Here is a 16,681-nt window from a genome sequence, read left to right on the forward strand (position 1 = left end):
TTTCCGATTGGTTAGGCCCCTCTAAACGATCGAATTGTGCAGGCTATTTGAGAGAGCAGCGCCATTTCCGAGAAGGACAGCGACCACGAGAAGGACAGCGACCCCGCGGAGCAGCGGCATTTCTCGGCACAGCTGCACCCACAAAGAATAACCCGCCGCCGGGCAAAGTGCCCAACGGCGGGTCGTCGCAACAATCGCAAGAGCCGAGTGCCAATAACCTACGCCTCGAACTCCATGTCCTTGCTCTCCTTGATGAGCAGCAGCGCGACAAGCGCAACCACGGACATCGCGAGAAGGTACCAGCCCACGCCCTGGATGCCAAACGCAAGCACCAGCGCAATCGCGATGGTAGGCGCAAACGCGCCGCCCAGGATCGACGAGAGGTTGTATGCCAGGCCGGAGCCAGAGTAGCGCACGTTTGCCGGGAAGAGCTCGGGCAGGTAGGCGCCACACGGCCCAAACAGGCCGCCCATCAGGCAGAAGCCAACAGCGAGGAAGGCAAACACGCTGGCCGCGTTCTGCGTCGCAAGGAGCTGCGGCGTCAACAAGGCGAAAGGTGACCGCTACCCCGACCTCCGCTACGCCTTCTTGCGCCGAGAGGTGCTCGCGCCACTACGCCCCGCGGCCCCGCTTCGCCCCGCGGCCTTGCTGCGCCCTGCGGCCCCGCGCACACCGCGCGCACCGCGCGTGCTGGCGGCGGCCTTCTTCTCCCTGCTCGGGCAGTCCATGTTCACGCAGATGCGCCACGGACCGCGCTGCGTCACCACCTCGACGATGGGTGCGCCGCACTCCGGGCAGGTCTCGCCCGTGGCGTGCAGCTCGCCTCGCTGCGGCAGCGGATAGCTCGTCCCGCACTCGTCGTAGTTGGTGCAGCGGATAAAGCGCTTGCCGCTCTTCTCGGACTTGTGAGCCACCAGGTCGCCGTGACGGCCGGCCGCCTTGCAGGCGGCGCACTCCCCCACCACAATGTCTGGCTCGCGGTTGGTAGGGCACGCCGGATTGATGCACGTCTCGTACGGACGGTTGCGGAACGGGTGCACCTTCACGCGCGGCGCACCGCACTCCGGGCACACGCCCGCCTCGCCCTCGATGGGCTCGATGCGGCCCTTGGGCAGCGGATACGTCACGTCGCAGTCCGGCCAGCCCATGCAGCCGGCAAAGCTCCCGCGCGTCTTGGCAGACGTCTTCACCACCAGGTCGCGTCCGCACTTGGGGCACACGCCAATCTTGGCATCGGCGGTCACGGCGTCGGCGATGGCCTCGGAGAGGTCGTCCTTGTGGTCGATGAGCCCGTCCATCATGCCGGCGAGAAGCGCGCGCGAGTGGTCGACGACCTGCGTCTGCGTGTCGGCGCCCTCGGCGACCTTGGTCATGTCACCCTCGAGCTCGGCGGTCATCTCGGGCGTGGTGATGCGCGGCGCGTAGTTGGTAAGCGCGTCGATGATGGCCATGCCGAGCTTGCTGGGCTCGGCTGGGTCGTTCTTGAGGTACTTCACGTCGTAGAGGCGCTGGATGATCGAGGCGCGCGTGGACTTGGTGCCCAGCCCGCGCTTCTCCATCTCCTGGATGAGCTTGCCCTGGCTGTAGCGCGCGGGAGGCTCGGTCTGCTTGGCGTCCAGGGCAATGGAGGTCACGTCGCACACATCGCCCTCGTTGAGCTCGGGCAGCTGGTCGTCCTTCTTGAGGCCGTAAGGGTAGATGGCACGGAACCCCGGCACAGCCAGCACGTTTCCCGTGGCAACGAAGGGCTCGCCGGCAACGTCCAGCTCGACCTTAGTCCCGGCAATCGTTGCCGGCCCCATGAGCGTGGCCAGGAAGCGGCGCGCAATGAGGTTGTAGAGCTTCCACTCCGCCGGCTGGAGGTTGTCCGGGTTGGCGGCGCCGGTGGGATAGATGGGCGGGTGGTCGGTGGTCTCCTGCTTGCCCCGCGTGGCATGGAGCGTCCCCTGGCCGAGAAGCGCCTTGCACGTGGGCGCAAACTGCGGCACCGAGGAGAGCGTGCGCACGCACTCGCGCAGGTCGAGCGACGACGGGTAGACGGTGTTGTCCACGCGCGGGTACGAGATGAGGCCGTCCATGTAGAGCGACTCGGCCAGGCGCATGGCGCGCGCGGGCGAGATGCCCTCGGCCGCCGCGGCTGCCTGCATGGACGTGGTATTGAAGGGCACTGGCGGGTTCACGCGGCGGCTCTTGCGCGTGACCGCGCGCACCGTGGCGGTCTTCGCGTCGCGCACGTGGCCATAGGCCTTCTCGGCAGCGTCATGGTCGGTGAAGCGCGCGGTGGCGTGCGTGATGCGGAATGGGTCGGAGTCCGCGTGAGTGGCCTCGCCCGAGAGGACCCAGTAGTCCTCGGGCACAAAGGCCATGCGCTCGCGCTCGCGCTCAACCACCAGGGCAAGCGTGGGCGTCTGCACGCGACCGGCCGAGCGCGTGTTGCCCAGGCCGCCAAAGCGCACGCAGGTGAGGTAGCGCGTGAGCACGGCGCCCCAAATGAGGTCGATGTGCTGGCGGCTCTCGCCCGCGTCTGCAAGGTCCTGGTCGAGCGCCACCAGGTTGTCGAACGCGTGATCTATCTCGGCCTTGGTGAAGGCGGAGTAGCGTGCGCGAGAGACATTCACGTCTGGCGCCACCGAGAGGATCTGCTTGAGCGCATCAGAGCCAATGAGCTCGCCCTCGCGGTCGAAGTCCGTGCCGATAATGACTGAATCCGCCTTCTTGGCAAGGTTCTTGAGCGAGCGGATGATCTCCTTCTCGGCGGGGAGCTTCTCGATGGGCGCCCACACCAGGTACGGCAGGCTCGGGATCTTCCAACCCTTGATGTCCACGCCGTCGGCCAGGAAGGGCTTGCGCTTGGTGGCAAAGGGCGGACGAGCAAGGCCATCGGGCACGTCTGCCGGCAGGTGCTCGCCCTCGGCAGTGAGGCCGTACCAGCCCTCCTGCGCGTCAAACTTGAGCTCTGGCGGGAAGTCAGGCTGCATGATGTGGCCGCGCAGGCCTATGGTCACCCAGTCCTCCCCGCCCTTCCTAAAGCGGTAGATGGGCGTGTTGTAGACCTTGTCCGCCTTGGGCTTGCCGGACTCGGAGAGGAGCCTGGCGATCTGCTGGGCGGCATCGTTCTTCTCGGTGACGACAAGGATCAAAGAACATTACCTCGCTTGCTTCGTGACGGCAGAGTCCCCCTAGTTTAAAGCTTGTCGAGCTCTGCGTTCTCGTAGTCCTCGCGGGACCACTTGAGGGCCTGCTTGCCGTCGCGCGCCACAATGACGTTGCGGGCAATTGCCAGCGCGATCTCGTACAGGGCGATAAGCGCGGCAAACATGAGGAGCATGGTCACGGGCGAGGCATCGGGCGTGACGACTGCCGAGAGGACCATGAGGCCAACGTAGATGTAGCGCCACTGGGCTCGGAAGGTCTTGTACGGCACGATGTGCAGGATCGAGAGGTAGAAGATTACCAGCGGCAGCTCGAAGGCGATGCCAAAGCCAATCTCAAGCAGCATGTAGATGTTGAGGTAGTCCTCGGCGTCGGCCATGTTCTGCGCGAACTCGAATGACTGGTCAAGAAGCCAGCCAAACGCAGCGGGCTGAATCACGTAGTAGCAGAAGATCATCCCGATGAAGAACAGGGCGACCAGGGCAGCCACCGTGGGGACGACCCACTTGCGCTCCTTGGGCTTGAGCGCCGGCAGGATGAAGGCCATGATCTCCCAGATGATGATGGGGGTGCAGATGATCATCGAGAAGAACATGGCGACCTTGAAGCGGATGGTAAAGCCGCCGAGCGCAGTGAGGACGTAGAGGTCGCCGCCGCGCATGGCCTCCTTAATCTGGTCGATCATGAGGTCGATGAGGGTGGGGGTGGCAAAGTAGACGATGACCGCCACCGTGAGGAGCGAGACCACGATGATGGTGAGCCTGCGTCGAAGCTCGCCGAGGTGGTCCATGATGGGCATGCGTGCTGGTCCGATAGGCATGGTGGTATGGGAGCGGGGCGCTAGGCCTGCTGCTCGCCGCCCTCCTCTCCGTCTGTAGCGGTAACGGTGTCGCTAGGCGCAGGGGCGTCGCTGTCGGCGGCGTCGGCCGCGGGTGCGTCGGTCTTCTCGGCCTCGGCGGCTTCTTGCTCGCGACGGCGCTTGGGGCTCATCGCGTAGAGGTCCGCGGCCGTCGCGGGCTTGGGCTTCTCGTCTGCGGCCTTGGGTGCCTCGGCCGGCGCGGGCGCGCTTGCTTCCCCGGCTGCTGCTGGCTTCTCGACTGCGGGCACGGCATCGGCGTCGGCGTCGCTGTCGGCGTCGGCGCTGGCCTCGGGGGCCTTCTCGGCTGCTGCGGCGTCTGCCTTGGCCTTCTCGGCAGCGGCGCGCTCGGCCTCAAGGCGCTTCTTGCGCTCGGCGAACGTCTCGGTCTTGGGGGTGGACTTGGAGGTGCCGGAGCCCTCGATGTCTGCGTCCTCCTCCTCGCTGCGCTTGCGGTTGGGCTTCTTGGGCGCGTCGCTCATGGCCTCGGTCGCGGGATCCACGATCTCGGTCTGAACCACCTGCGTGAAGCCCTCCTGGGCGTTTCTGAACTGCCGCAGCGCGCGGCCAATGGTGCGACCCATCCCGGGCAGCTTGTCAGGCCCAAAGATGAGGAACGCGAAGAGCAGGATGAGAGCGAGCTCTGACTCTCCAATGCCAAACACGGTTGGTTTCCTCCAGCGTGGATCGAATTCCTACAGTATCCCGCAGCGCGCGGGCATACCGGAAGCGCTACTGCTGCGCCCCGGTGACATTGAGATCGGCGCCCACGCCGAGAAGCGAAAGGACGCGCGCAACGTTTCTCTGCGGACGCTCCACCGAGAGGGAGCGGCCCTGCTCCTTGGCGCGGTGCGCCGCGCCCACCAGGACGCCGATGCCGGTGGAGTCGATGTAGGGCACATCGGCCAGGTCGATAGCGAGCGCTCCCTCGCCAGAGGAGAGCTGCTCGTCCAGGACGTCGCGAAGCGCGGAGGCGTTGGAGACGTCGACCTCGCCGGAGACCGCCACGCGGCAGCCCCCCTCGGTGAGTGTGGTTGAGATGTTGATGCTCATAGGGGTTCCTCTTCCTTAAAGTCCGGTGCCAGAGAGGTTGTTCAGCGTGTCAGTGAGGCCCTTCGCCCCGGTCTCGCCAGTAGACGAGGACGTGGTGGAAGTGCCGGTGCCCGTCGTGGTAGACGTGGTGCTCGACGAGGATTCAAGCGCGGAGAGGCGCTGGGTGGCGTAGGACTTCGCGCCGTACTCGTCGTTGGGGTCGTTGTCGATGGCGGACTGGTAGGAGGCCTTGGCGGCATCCTTGTCGCCGGAGTACTCCTGGACCATGCCAAGGTTTGCCCAGGCGGTGGCATAGGTGGGCGAGTTCTGCGTGAGCGTCTCGAGGTCTGACTGCGCCTCGCTCCTCTCGCCCTCATAGAGCTTGCAGAGGGCAATGTCCACGCGCACGGCGTCGGAGTCCTTGAGGTCGAGGTACTGCTGGTAGTAGTCAATGGCTTTCTCGAGCAGCTCGTTGCCGTGGGTAGTGTCGTCGTCCGAGGATGACGCCGAGAGGACCGAGGCACCCCAGCGCATGTAGTTGCGGCCAAGGTTGAGCAGGGTCGCGAGGTTGGTGTTGTCCGAGGAGAGCTTGGACTCAAGCTCTGAGACGGTGTCCAGGTACTTGGCGTCTACGGCAGCCACACCCGTGGCAGAGCTGGAGTCGCTGGAGCTGTCGCTCGACGAGTCAGAGCTGCTGTCGCTGGAGCTGCTGTCGCTGGAGTCCTGGGAGCTTTGCTGCTCGGCCTGCTGGTTGTTGGAGAATGCTGTGGAGAGCGTGGGCATCATGAGCGAGACAACCATAAGCACGGCAAAGATGATGATGACGACCTTGGCAGGAGTGGAGAGGTTGTTCGAGGACGTGGGCTGGCCCTTCTTGGTCGCGGAGCCCTTGCCCCTTGCCGAGGACGCACCCGTTGCGATGCCCTTCTTGGTTGCCTTGTTGCTTGGCTTCTTCGACATGCCCGAACGATCCCTCCGTGTCCTTATGCGTCTGGCCAGCCCAGGGGCTGGGCCACGCCTCGTGCACTGGCGCCACTGGCGGCGCCACCGTTTGTGACTCTTTAATGTATGCCACATCCGGCCCGCCCTCGCGGGCGATGTGTGCGCCTCCCGATTCTACAGAACTCCGCGAGTCCGTTGGTGTGGGCCAAACGCTAGTCCCATGCTAGGCATCGGCCTCCCGAACGAAAAATACATTCTGGAGGCCGCTGCCATACAAGCATTGTATATGTCCTTGCTTTTCGCCCGCTTGTGGCGAGAGGGACCAGCTATCCTACCCCTGCTGGCCCTCGCGCTCCGCCTTAGCAAGGCGCGCCGAGACGAGCTTCACGGCCACCACAAAGACATCGAGCGCGGCGCCGAGGTCCTCGAGCGAGGGGTACGTGGGCGCAATGCGGATGTTGGTGTCCTCCGGGTCGCGACCGTAGGGCCAGGTGGCGCCTGCGGGCGTGAGCTTCACGCCAAGGTCTGCCGCCAGCCCGACGATGGCCTTCGCGGAGCCCTTGGGGCCGTCGAACGAGACGAAGTAGCCGCCGTGGGGGTTGCTCCAGGTGGCGCAGTCGAGCCCGTCGAGGCCGGCGTGGAGCTTCTCCTGCACCAGCTCAAAGCGCGGACGCACGATCTGGGCGTGCTTCTCCATGTGGGCCTTGATGCCATCGAGGTCCTTGAGGAAGCGCACGTGCGCGAGCTGCGAGACCTTCTCGGGCGAGACGCGCATCACCGAGAAGGCCGCGCGGATCTCGGCCATGTCGGCGGAGCTGGCAGTGACAAACGCAATGCCCGAGCTGGGAAACGTCACCTTTGCCGTGGAGCCAAACTCGTAGACCATGTCGGACTTGCCGGCCTCGGCCAGCGCGTCGAAGATGTTGAGCAGGTGGTCGCCCTCGCCCTCGAAGGTGTGGACCACGTAGGCGTTGTCCCAGAAGATGCGGAAGTCTGGTGCGGCGGGCGTGAGCGCGGCGAACTTGCGGACCACGTCGTCGGAGTAGGTGATGCCCGTGGGGTTGGCGTACTTAGGGACGCACCAGATGCCCTTGACTGCGGGGTCATTCTCGACCAGGCGCTTCACCACGGCCATATCGGGGCCGTCCTCAAGCATGGGAACGGGGACGTTCTCGATGCCGTAGTGAGCAGTGACCTTGAAGTGGCGGTCGTAGCCGGGGGCGGGGCAGAGGAACTTGACCTTGCCCTGCTGGCTCCAGGGCTTGTTGCCGCCAATGCCGTGAGTGTAGGCGTTGCAGACAAGGTCGTGCATAAGATTGAGGCTCGAGGAACCGTTCACGATCACGTTCTTGGGGTCGACGCCCAGGATCTGCGCGGCGAGGACGCGTGCGGAGGGCAGACCGTCGGGGGCGCCGTAGTTGTCAACGGCTACGCCCTGGTCGTCCATCTCGGTGGAAGAGTTGAGAACGTCGAGCATGGGGTGAGAGAGCGCGGTCTGCTCGGGGCTGGGCTTGCCTCGTGCCATGTCCAGCTTGAGGCCAAGCGAGCGAAGGCGCTCGGCCTCTGCCTCGAGGCGCGTGATTTCCTGTGCGAGTTCCTGGTCTGACATGAGCTCATATGCGGTGGGCATGGCCCCTCCTCGTGACGGCTGCATGGACGGATGCGGTTGTGGTTGTGCTGCGCCCAGAACGCGTTCTGGGCTGCCGACGCGCGGCAGTTGGCGCGCAGCGGCGAGAAAGAAGTATAGCGCGACGCCCTGTAGGCGTGATGCAGCTGGTACCATGGGTTTCATGATGAGAAACACAGACACACACGAGCACCGCACCGCCCGCAGCGTCACGCACGGGGGGCTGCGCGCGCCGGAGTACGGCGAGCTGCAGCAGCTGGTGAACGAGCTCTACTACCACAACATGTCCGGCTCGGTTAGCAAGATCGACGTACTCACGCGTGCCGAGATCGACGATCTGTGCGATGACCTCATGGAGGTCGTCGACCTTCTCCCCGCGGGAAAGTACAAGCGCGGGAGGCTGTGCGACCAGCTCAACAGCATCGTGACTGCCCACGGCTGGGGCAACGTCTACGGCACGGTTGAGTGAGACAAAGGGAGTTTCCCTTTGTCTCATTTCGAGTGGCGCGGTCGCCGGAAGGCCGCGTTTGATGCAATCTGCAGCAAAACCCGTGCTCCGGCGACAAAAAGTCGCCGGAGAGACCCGTTTGGATACACTTTCCTCCATTTGGGCCCTTCCGGCGACGAAACGCAGCCGCATGCGGCGCAGCGCTAGAACGAGCAGCCGCCACCAATGGTGCAGGATGCGCCTGCGGCGGGAGCGTCGCCCTTCTCGCCAGCAGCCGTTGCTGAGAACTCCTTGCCCAGGTAAGCGATGATGTCGTCCGACTCGTACATGGCCTTGCCGTCGATGAAGAGGCACGGCACCTGGCGCTTGCCGCCAACCTCGACCAGGCGCTCGCGGTCCGCGTCGGACTCGTCAATGTTGTGAAGCGGCAGCTCAATGCCGTTGGCATCCATGAAGGCAAGCACCTTGTGGCAGTAGGGGCAGCCGTTCTTGATGTAAAGCTCGAGGTTCTTCTCGGCCATGGCTCTCCTTCCAGAGGGGGTCTCGTGTGACTCTGACCTGCATGTACCCGTAGGGGGCCAGGTCCAGCCCATATGATACAAGATGAGAAGCAAATCTCCACACGCCGTCACGCCATCAACCCCGCCAGCGCCGCCCGGCGTTCTCCTCGGCGCCCGCAGATGCCCGCTGGCATCACCCCAATCGCAGAGATTAGCTCCTTTTCTTAATCGCACTTGGCGTTTCCGCAGTTGGCTCGAGATCGCATTAAGAAAAGGAGCTATTCTCCGGTGGCGGGACGTCGCGGCACGTGTGAGCGAGGCGCGAGAGGGGCAGCGGACGCTACGAGAAATCACCTACCGGCGTCAAGAGGGCGCCGGGACGAAGGTTCCATCCGTGCACGCCATGAAGAAAACCCTCCGGCGCCGCCAAGCGCCGAAGGGCGAACAAGGGCCGATTAGCGAGAAGCGCTCCCCTACAGGAGCCTCAGCGAGACCTCCTTGAGCTGCGCGCCCGTAACCTCAGAGGGCGCCGCGCTCATGAGGTCGGAGCCGCTCGCCGTCTTGGGGAACGCCATGACCTCGCGGATGTTGTCCGCGCCCGCAAGCAGCATGCACACGCGGTCCAGGCCCAGCGCAAAGCCGCCCATGGGAGGCGCGCCAAACTCGAGGGCGTTCATGAGGAAGCCAAACTGCGCCTGCGCGCGCTCGGGCGTGAAGCCCAGCTTCTCCAGGATCTTCTCCTGCAGCTTGGCGTTGTGGATACGCATGCCGCCACCGCCGGCCTCGTAGCCGTCCATGACAAAGTCGTAGGTGTGCGAGCCAATGGCCAGAGGATCAGTGTCGAGAAGGTCGATCTGGTCCTCGTTCGGCTGGGTGAAGGGCTGGTGCTCGGAGTCCAGGCACTTGCGGTCCTCGTCCCAGTGGAACAGCGGGAAGTTCACGACCCACAGGAAGTCGTGGCCCTCGCGCGGCAGCTCAAGCTCGTTGGCCATGTGGTTGCGCATGCCGCCCAGAATCTCGTCGGCGTGCAGGCGGCTCTCCACGGCAAACATCACCAGGTCGCCGGGCTCGACGTCCATCTCCGCACGAAGTGCGGCCATCTCCTCGTCCGAGAAGAACTTGACGATGGGGCTGGTCACCGAGCCGTCCTCACGGAAGGCGATGTAGGCCAGGCCCTTGGCGCCAAACTCGGCGGCAACGTCGGCCAGGCGGTCGATGCGCGCACGGGGCCACTTGCCGGCGCCCTTGGCGTTGATGGCCTTGACGAACTGGCCCTCGGTTGCCGCGGCGGTGGCAAAGAGCTTGAACTTGGAAGCCGAGAAGATCGGCGTCACGTCATGGAGCTCCATGCCATAGCGGGTATCGGGCTTGTCGGTGCCGTAGGTGTCCATGGCGTCCCAGTACTCGATGCGGCGGAGCGGCAACTCAAGCTTCACGCCCATCTTGCCAAAGGCCTCGGCCAGCACGTGCTCGAGCGCGCCCATCACGTCGTCCTGCGTGACGAAGCTCATCTCGACGTCCACCTGGGTAAACTCGGGCTGACGGTCCTTGCGCAGGTCCTCGTCGCGGAAGCACTTGGCCACCTGGTAGTAGCGCTCGACGCCGCCCACCATGAGGAGCTCCTTCAGGAGCTGCGGGGACTGCGGCAGCGCATAGAAGTGACCCGGCTGCATGCGGCTGGGAACCAGGAAGTCGCGGGCACCCTCGGGCGTGGACTTGAAGAGCGAGGGGGTCTCGACCTCCATGAAGTCAGAGCCGTGGAAGGCCTCGCGCAGGGCAAAGGTGAAGTCGCTGCGCAGCTTGAGGTTAGACGTCATCTTGGGACGGCGCAGGTCGAGGTAGCGGTAGCGCAGGCGCACGTCCTCGGCGGTGTCGACGTGGTCCTCAATCTGGAACGGGGGCGTCTTGGAAGTGTTGAGCACCACGATCTTGGTCACGTAGACCTCGATGGCACCCGTGGCCAGCTTGTCGTTGTTCTGGCCCTCAGGGCGCTCGCGCACGGTGCCGCTCACCATGATGGGCCACTCGGAGCGGATGGTCTCTGCCTCGTGAAACGTGGCCTCGTCGCAGACCTCGGGGTCAAACTCGAGCTGGGTCACGCCGGCACGGTCGCGAAGGTCGACAAAGATCAGGCCACCGTGGTCGCGGCGGTGCCAGACCCAGCCGGTGAGCGTGACCTCCTCGCCGATGTTCGACTCGCGCAGCTCACCGCAGGTGTGCGTATGCATGCTATAGGACATGTGGTTCCTCTCGTCTCTTCCGCCCCGTGCCGTGCGGACGGACCAACAGATGACGGCGCGCCGACGTAGACCGCGGCGGCACGCGCAATTGGCCATAGTAAACCAAACGCGCGCGGCCACTGACCAACATACGCAACAGCAACCGCACATTAACGGAAAGCCCGCATCGCGGGGCGTATCGGCGGCGTGGCGGCACGGCGGCGTGGCGGCACCTGGCGCGTCGGCGCACGACAGCACCTGGCGCCACCCTACAGCGTGACGAGAAGCTCGCTCTTCTCGCGGTTGTACGCACTGCCCAAGACGTCCGCGCAGAGCTCCTGCGCCCACTCGGACGTCACCGAGGGAAACTTGCTCGTAGCGGCAAGCTCGTCTGTGTAGTCCGCCAGGAAGTAGGTGGTCTCGTTGGTGGGGTCGATATGCGTGACCAGTGGCTTCATGCCATAGGACACCACGCGGCACGCGCCCGTGGCGTCTCGCTCCAGCGTCACGCGAGCCATGCCGCCAATCATGTTCTGCGGGGCGTCCATGCCGCTCACAAAGTTGCCCACCGACCAGTAGCAGACCATGGTGTGGCCGTCCGTGCCGGTCATGACCTCGACAGGCCCCATCACGTGCGGGTGGTTGCCCAAGACCACATCGACGCCGCACTCGAGGAATATGCTCGCCCAGCGTTCCTGCTCGCCATCTGGCCCGGTGACGTTCTCCGTGCCCCAGTGCGGGCACACAACCACCATGTCCGCCTCCTCGCGGGCGCGCCGGCAGTCCTCGCGCACGCGGGTCTCGTCCAGCAGGGCAACGGCACCCTTGGGGTCCTCGTAGCCGTTAAGGCCATAGGTGTAGTTGAGAACCGCCACGCGAAAGCCGTCCTTCTCGTACACGTAAATGTCGTTTGAGGCCGCAGGCTCATCCGCCAGCGGGTCCGTGCACCCGATCACCGCCACCTCGGGATGAGACGTGCGCCAGAACTCCAGCTCGGAGTGGATGCCGTCATAGCCCCTGTCCATGGTGTGGTTTGTGGCGCGCAACACCACGTCAAAGCCCGCGGCAACCTCGGCATCGCCAACCTCCTGCGGCCCGTTGAAGACGGGGTAGCCAGAAAGCCCCAGCGCGGTGCCTCCCAGGATGGTCTCCTGGTCGACAATGGCAAGGTCACAGGCGGCAACTTCGTCGCTCACGTTGGCAAAGAGGTGCGAGAAGTCATACGAGCCGTCCGCCATGCGTCCGGAGTTGTAGACCGACGGGTGAAGAAGGACGTCGCCTACCATGCAGATGTCGATGGTCGTGGGTGTAGCGGCCGTGGCTGCCCCGGCACCGGCGTCATCCGTAGCCGGCTCGGCAACAGTGGGCTCTTCAGAGCCAGAGGGGCCCTCACTCCACACCGGCGTCCTCACAATCCAGGCACCGTAAGCAAAGCCGCAGACAATTGCGATGGCGGCAAGGACAAACAGCGCAAGCCGCAGGCCGTGGTTCTTGTCGCTGCTGCCGGTGGAGCGATCGACGTAGTCATAGCTGGTCTGGCGAGAGGGACGCCGGTATACCGGCAGCGGAGCCACGGCCAGTTGCGGGGTCTCCTCTGCTTCATCTGGGGCCGTGCGGGCCTCGTCCTGTGTGGGCTTCTCGGACACGTCCATCACTCCTTGGCGCCATGCCTGGCTCGAGCCGCGCGCAGCAGGACGGCGCGGCTGGGGTTTGCGTGACGTTGCAGCCAAGGCGAGACGTGCGCGCGCATTTGCGTGTACGCTCGTTTGGCTAGCCAACGACCATGATACGCAAGTGCGCCCGTCACACATGCCCACACGGGCAACGGCTCTGTCAGCGGACGCAGTGGGAGTGATGTGGGATGCCTTATCAGACCGCGATATTCGACCTTGACGGGACGCTGCTCAATACCCTGGACGACCTCTATAACGCCGTCAACCACTCGCTCGTCGCGTACGGCCTGCCTAAGCGCAGCCTCGCCGAGGTACGTCTCTTCACCGGCAACGGCATCCGTCGCCTCATCGACCTCTCGGTGCCCGAGGGGACGCCCTCCCACCTCACCGACCAGGTCTTTGACGAGTTCAAGACCTACTACGACGCGCACAAGCTCGACACCACGCGTCCCTACACTGGCATGGCCGAGGTCATCGACGACCTTCGCGCTGCAGGCGTGGCCTGCGCCGTGGTCTCCAACAAGGCGGACTTTGCCGTGCAGGGCATCATCGACCACTTCTACCCCGGCAAGTTCGACTACGTGATGGGCGAGCGCGCGGGGATCAGGCGCAAGCCCAACCGCGACATGATCGACGTGATCCTGCGCGATCTGGGGAGAAGCGCGAACGGCATGGTCTACGTGGGCGACTCCGAGGTCGACATCGAGACGGCCAAGAACTGCGGCTGCCCGTGCCTATCCTGCTCGTGGGGGTTCCGCGACAGGGAGTGGCTCGTGGAGCACGGTGCGACCACCATTGTGGACACGCCCGCCCAGCTTGAGGCCAAGATCCTGGCGTAAGGATAGCGTAGGCGCGACGGCACCGCGGCAGCCCCGCGGCGTCTAGCGGCGGAAACGCCGCTCCAGGCGAAGCATGAAGCCAGCGTGCTTGTGCTCCTGGTAGTACGCAACGGCCAGGGCGCGACGGGCGGCAGCCCCCATGCCCTTGGGTGCAAGCGTCGCCTTCGTGACCATTGCGCGAGTCGTCGCGAGCACGTCCATCGAAGAGAGTGTCTTCTCGTCCCAAAACGAGAGGAGCACGGAGCGCATGGCCGCAGCAATCTTGCGGTACCCGGCATCGTCCTGACGGATGGCCTCGCGCATCACAAACTCCATGATGAACTCAATGAGGTTCTCGTCATCCATCCCCATGAAGCCGCCGCGCTGCCAGTCCTTGAGAATGTGGTCGACAATGTTCACGTGCTCGAGCATCTTGGCTGTGACATCTGCATTCATGCGTGCCATGAGCGAGCCCTCGCGGGCAACGCGGTACTCGTAGAGCTTCTCGGAAGAGAGCGCCGTACGAGAAGCGCGCGGGTAGATGGCAAAGTCGAAGACTTGGTCCTCGCCAAAGCGCACGTCTTCCTCAAAGCGGATGCCTTTCTCGACAAGGAAGTCTCGACGGCAGGCAGTGCGCCACGAGAAGGGCCTTGAGGCCTCGTGGAACATGAGCCCCGAGTCATAGCCCTCGAAGACCGCATCACGAGGAGAGAGCACAAACTCCAGCCATTGGTCGCGGGTCTCTGGCGGATTGAGGGTAGAGCCAAAGGTGAGGACGTCGGCGCCGGTCTGGTCGAGAAGGCGCACCATCTCGGCGCACGCGTTGGGATGAAAGCGGTCGTCCGAGTCGAGGAAGCACACGTACTCGGTGGTTGCCGCGTCAATGCCAGCGTTTCTCGCCGAGGAGAGCCCGCCATTAGGCTTGTCTATCACCCGCACGCGAGGGTCGCGCTGCTCCCACTTGGCAAGCACCGCACGCGATCCGTCGGTAGAGCCGTCGTTCACGCAGATGATGTCAATGTCGGCAAGAGACTGGTCCGCAAGCGAACCAAGGCACTCGTCGAGATAACCCTCTACGTTGTAGACGGGCACTAACACAGAGATGCGGCTCACAGCGCTGCTCCCTCCTGATTAGTACGACGTGCGGAATGGCCGCGCGCCTTGAACTGAAGCGCCTTCGTGAGCAGGGGCATCCCGCCCAGCACGAGGTAGCGAGCAACGCTCCCCGCCGGTCCGGTCTGTGCCTTGCGAGAGCGCACGAAGCGCTTGGAGTCCGCAATGAGCGCATCAAAGTCGGCGGCGGCACCGGGCTCGAAGAGCGTGCGATCGACGCGACCCTTTGCCACGTCGTCCGCCATCTCGCAGGAGATACGCTCCACAAACTGAGGGCGCAAGCTTTCATCAAGCCGGTCGTAGTTCCAGAGGTAGCTATCGAGCTTCATGCGCTCGAGGATGCCCGTAAGGTGCGTGGCCTCCGCACCCGAGAAGTGCTCATCCACAAACTCGGCCATAGACTGGTACTCGTCACATACGCAGAAGGCCTTAGCGCTCGACTTCACAGACGAGGCCTCGTTGTCTTGGCGGTAGCACAGCACGCAGTCGGCAATGAAGGTCGCACGCTCGGCAGCCGCCCACACCTTGAAGTTGAAGCCGGCATCCTGGTACGAGGCACCAGGCGTCTCAAGAAAGCGAATGCCGTTCTCCTCCAGGAAAGAGCGACGGTAGACGCCCGACCAGATGGACGGCTTGCGGAAGAAGATCGCCATGTCGTCATCCCTGCGCGGGCAGATGGTCCTCCCTACCAGCGGCGCATCGACAACCGAGAAGGGCACGCGACGCTCGCTGGGGCTTGACCAGTACAGCCAGAAATTGCCCTTCGCAACGTCTGCGTCCGCGGCCTCGGCGGCAAAGACGAGAAGCTCAAGCGCCTGCGGGTCAAAGAAGTCATCGGACTCGAGAATGGCAACATAACGACCGCGCGCACGGTCGAGGCCCATGTTCATAGAGGCCCCGTAGCCGGAGTTCTCCTTGCTCACCAGGGAAAAGCGCTCGTCCCTGTCGACAAACCCACGCACGATGTTGGCCGAGGCGTCCGTGGAGCCGTCGTCCACGCAGATGGCCTCGAAGTCGTCGAAGGTCTGGGCAACAAGGGACGAGAGGCACTTCTCGAGGAAGCGCGCGGCATTGTAGATGGGCACGATGACAGAGACGGCCGGCGTCGCGTCCAGGCTCACTGCGCCGCTCACTTGGATGCCTTGTCACGCAGGACTCGCAGGAGGTAGCGAGGTCCGCCGGCCTCCCAGTAGGTGCGCACGGTCTGCGCGCGGTCGGGGCTCGTCTCGCTTGCAAAGTGCGCCGCAAAGTAGGCGGGCTCGTTCATGATGTCCGCCACCTCATCTATCTCCCAGGGCTCGAAGTAGCGGAAGCGATCCTGGTCGTCATCCGAGGGCCGCAGCGTGCCATCGAAGTAGCCGCGCGAAATGGCACCGCGCTCCACCTCTTCGCGCATTTCTACAGAGAAGCGCTCGAGGAAGGTGGGACGAAGGTCCGGCGTAAGGCGGCCGTAGTTCCAACGGTAGTTGAGGAACTTCACGTGCGCGCGAATGGGGTCGAGGGCGGCCTTGAGGTCGGGGCGGTCCTCATCAAGGAAACGGCGCATCTCGGCGTGCTCGTCGCAGGTGCAGAAGACCTTGCCCTTGGAGTTGACCGAGGACTTCTCGTTGTCCTGTCGATAGTGGACAAAGGCGCGACCGGAGTAGGCAATGCGATGCGCGCACGCAAGCACCTTGAAGGTGAAGCTGGAGTCCTGATAGGAGGCACCGGGCGTGGGAAGGAAGCGAATGTGGTTCTCCTCTAGGAAGCCCCTCAGGTAGAGGGCGCTCCAGATGGACGCCTTTGACCAGAAGACCTCTGGGTAGTCCACGGGCGCATGGGGGCCCATCTCGATCATCTCGGGAGATGCAAGCGGGAAGTAGAGATTGTGGCGGAAGGAGTGATTTTCGGTGGGCTTGGACCAATAGAGCCAGAAGTTGCACTTGAAGACCTCGAGCGAGGCGCGCTCGGCCTGCTCGACCATGTACTCAAGGCCGTCAGGCTCCATGAAGTCATCGGACTCAAGGATGGCCACGTACTTGCCACGGGCGGCGTCAAGGCCACGGTTCATGGAGTCGCCGTAGCCGCTGTTCTCCTTGTCCACCAGGTGGAAGCGAGGGTCGCGATTCATGAAGGAGCGGATGATCGCGGGCGAAGAGTCGGTGGAGCCATCGTTAATGCAGATAACCTCAATGTCCTTAAGGGTCTGGGCGGCAAGAGACGAGAGGCACTGCTCGAGGTAGGTCTCGACGTTGTAGATGGGGACCAGCACCGAGACGAGGGGCTGATGGATGTCGCTCACGATAAACCTCCGAAAGTCT

15 protein-coding genes are annotated in these 16,681 nt (G+C 64.2%); 2 read left to right on the top strand and 13 right to left on the bottom strand.

Features of this window, described 5'->3' with window-relative positions; all coding sequences use genetic code 11:
• Positions 1–218: 218 nt before the first annotated feature.
• From BT122_RS00220 to BT122_RS00250, 7 genes are all read right to left on the bottom strand, one after another.
• Positions 219–506, bottom strand: a complete 288-nt coding sequence (locus tag BT122_RS00220; protein WP_218161942.1) for an MFS transporter — start codon at positions 504–506, stop codon at positions 219–221.
• Between the two features lie 72 nt (positions 507–578).
• Positions 579–3,140, bottom strand: coding sequence for a DNA topoisomerase I (locus tag BT122_RS00225; RefSeq protein WP_072354092.1), 2,562 nt, complete (start codon positions 3,138–3,140; stop codon positions 579–581).
• Positions 3,141–3,184: 44 nt separating this feature from the next.
• Positions 3,185–3,973 carry a twin-arginine translocase subunit TatC gene (tatC, locus tag BT122_RS00230; protein ID WP_072354093.1) on the bottom strand — a complete coding sequence of 263 codons (789 nt, stop codon included), beginning with the start codon at positions 3,971–3,973 and terminating at the stop codon, positions 3,185–3,187.
• A 20-nt stretch (positions 3,974–3,993) separates the two neighbouring features.
• Positions 3,994–4,674, bottom strand: coding sequence for a twin-arginine translocase TatA/TatE family subunit (locus BT122_RS00235; protein ID WP_072354094.1), 681 nt, complete (start codon positions 4,672–4,674; stop codon positions 3,994–3,996).
• A 67-nt stretch (positions 4,675–4,741) separates the two neighbouring features.
• Positions 4,742–5,062 carry an STAS domain-containing protein gene (locus tag BT122_RS00240; RefSeq protein ID WP_072354095.1) on the bottom strand — a complete coding sequence of 107 codons (321 nt, stop codon included), beginning with the start codon at positions 5,060–5,062 and terminating at the stop codon, positions 4,742–4,744.
• 15 nt (positions 5,063–5,077) lie between these two features.
• Positions 5,078–6,001 carry a tetratricopeptide repeat protein gene (locus BT122_RS00245; protein WP_072354096.1) on the bottom strand — a complete coding sequence of 308 codons (924 nt, stop codon included), beginning with the start codon at positions 5,999–6,001 and terminating at the stop codon, positions 5,078–5,080.
• A gap of 313 nt (positions 6,002–6,314) precedes the next feature.
• Positions 6,315–7,613 (bottom strand): aspartate aminotransferase type Ic, encoded by a 1,299-nt coding sequence (locus BT122_RS00250; RefSeq protein WP_072354097.1) that lies wholly within the window; start codon positions 7,611–7,613, stop codon positions 6,315–6,317.
• A 151-nt stretch (positions 7,614–7,764) separates the two neighbouring features.
• Here BT122_RS00250 and BT122_RS00255 point away from each other — a divergent pair, with 151 nt between their 5' ends.
• Positions 7,765–8,079, top strand: coding sequence for a hypothetical protein (locus tag BT122_RS00255; RefSeq protein ID WP_353612538.1), 315 nt, complete (start codon positions 7,765–7,767; stop codon positions 8,077–8,079).
• Between the two features lie 182 nt (positions 8,080–8,261).
• On the opposite strand, the gene BT122_RS00260 is transcribed toward BT122_RS00255, so the two are convergent.
• The 3 genes from BT122_RS00260 to BT122_RS00270 form a co-directional block, all read right to left on the bottom strand.
• On the bottom strand, positions 8,262–8,579 hold the full coding sequence (locus tag BT122_RS00260; protein ID WP_072354098.1) for a glutaredoxin family protein: 318 nt from the start codon (positions 8,577–8,579) through the stop codon (positions 8,262–8,264).
• A gap of 452 nt (positions 8,580–9,031) precedes the next feature.
• Positions 9,032–10,798 carry an aspartate--tRNA ligase gene (aspS, locus tag BT122_RS00265; RefSeq protein WP_072354099.1) on the bottom strand — a complete coding sequence of 589 codons (1,767 nt, stop codon included), beginning with the start codon at positions 10,796–10,798 and terminating at the stop codon, positions 9,032–9,034.
• A 248-nt stretch (positions 10,799–11,046) separates the two neighbouring features.
• Positions 11,047–12,423 (bottom strand): CapA family protein, encoded by a 1,377-nt coding sequence (locus BT122_RS00270; protein ID WP_177242169.1) that lies wholly within the window; start codon positions 12,421–12,423, stop codon positions 11,047–11,049.
• Between the two features lie 215 nt (positions 12,424–12,638).
• Here BT122_RS00270 and BT122_RS00275 point away from each other — a divergent pair, with 215 nt between their 5' ends.
• Positions 12,639–13,289 (top strand): HAD family hydrolase, encoded by a 651-nt coding sequence (locus tag BT122_RS00275; RefSeq protein ID WP_072354101.1) that lies wholly within the window; start codon positions 12,639–12,641, stop codon positions 13,287–13,289.
• A gap of 42 nt (positions 13,290–13,331) precedes the next feature.
• Here BT122_RS00275 and BT122_RS00280 read toward each other — a convergent pair whose 3' ends face one another.
• From BT122_RS00280 to BT122_RS00290, 3 genes are read right to left on the bottom strand one after another with little or no spacing between them, the layout of a single operon-like run.
• Positions 13,332–14,381 (bottom strand): glycosyltransferase family 2 protein, encoded by a 1,050-nt coding sequence (locus BT122_RS00280; RefSeq protein ID WP_072354102.1) that lies wholly within the window; start codon positions 14,379–14,381, stop codon positions 13,332–13,334.
• The gene (locus BT122_RS00285; protein WP_072354103.1) at positions 14,378–15,514 is read right to left on the bottom strand and encodes a glycosyltransferase family 2 protein; all 1,137 of its coding nucleotides are present in this window, start codon (positions 15,512–15,514) and stop codon (positions 14,378–14,380) included. The genes BT122_RS00280 and BT122_RS00285 overlap by 4 nt, the downstream gene beginning before the upstream one ends.
• Positions 15,511–16,662 carry a glycosyltransferase gene (locus tag BT122_RS00290; RefSeq protein WP_072354104.1) on the bottom strand — a complete coding sequence of 384 codons (1,152 nt, stop codon included), beginning with the start codon at positions 16,660–16,662 and terminating at the stop codon, positions 15,511–15,513. The genes BT122_RS00285 and BT122_RS00290 overlap by 4 nt, the downstream gene beginning before the upstream one ends.
• Positions 16,663–16,681: the final 19 nt, after the last annotated feature.

The sequence above is a fragment of the Olsenella sp. kh2p3 genome, from assembly GCA_900119625.1.
Lineage (GTDB): Bacteria > Actinomycetota > Coriobacteriia > Coriobacteriales > Atopobiaceae > Tractidigestivibacter.

What these genes read in the sequence shown, in the direction of transcription:
- tatC (WP_072354093.1), bottom strand. Translation starts at nt 3,973, where the DNA reads ATGCCTATCGGACCAGCACGCATGCCCATCATGGACCACCTCGGCGAG.
- BT122_RS00240 (WP_072354095.1), bottom strand. Translation starts at nt 5,062, where the DNA reads ATGAGCATCAACATCTCAACCACACTCACCGAGGGGGGCTGCCGCGTG.
- BT122_RS00245 (WP_072354096.1), bottom strand. Translation starts at nt 6,001, where the DNA reads ATGTCGAAGAAGCCAAGCAACAAGGCAACCAAGAAGGGCATCGCAACG.
- BT122_RS00250 (WP_072354097.1), bottom strand. Translation starts at nt 7,613, where the DNA reads ATGCCCACCGCATATGAGCTCATGTCAGACCAGGAACTCGCACAGGAA.
- BT122_RS00255 (WP_353612538.1), top strand. Translation starts at nt 7,765, where the DNA reads ATGGGTTTCATGATGAGAAACACAGACACACACGAGCACCGCACCGCC.
- BT122_RS00260 (WP_072354098.1), bottom strand. Translation starts at nt 8,579, where the DNA reads ATGGCCGAGAAGAACCTCGAGCTTTACATCAAGAACGGCTGCCCCTAC.
- aspS (WP_072354099.1), bottom strand. Translation starts at nt 10,798, where the DNA reads ATGTCCTATAGCATGCATACGCACACCTGCGGTGAGCTGCGCGAGTCG.
- BT122_RS00275 (WP_072354101.1), top strand. Translation starts at nt 12,639, where the DNA reads ATGCCTTATCAGACCGCGATATTCGACCTTGACGGGACGCTGCTCAAT.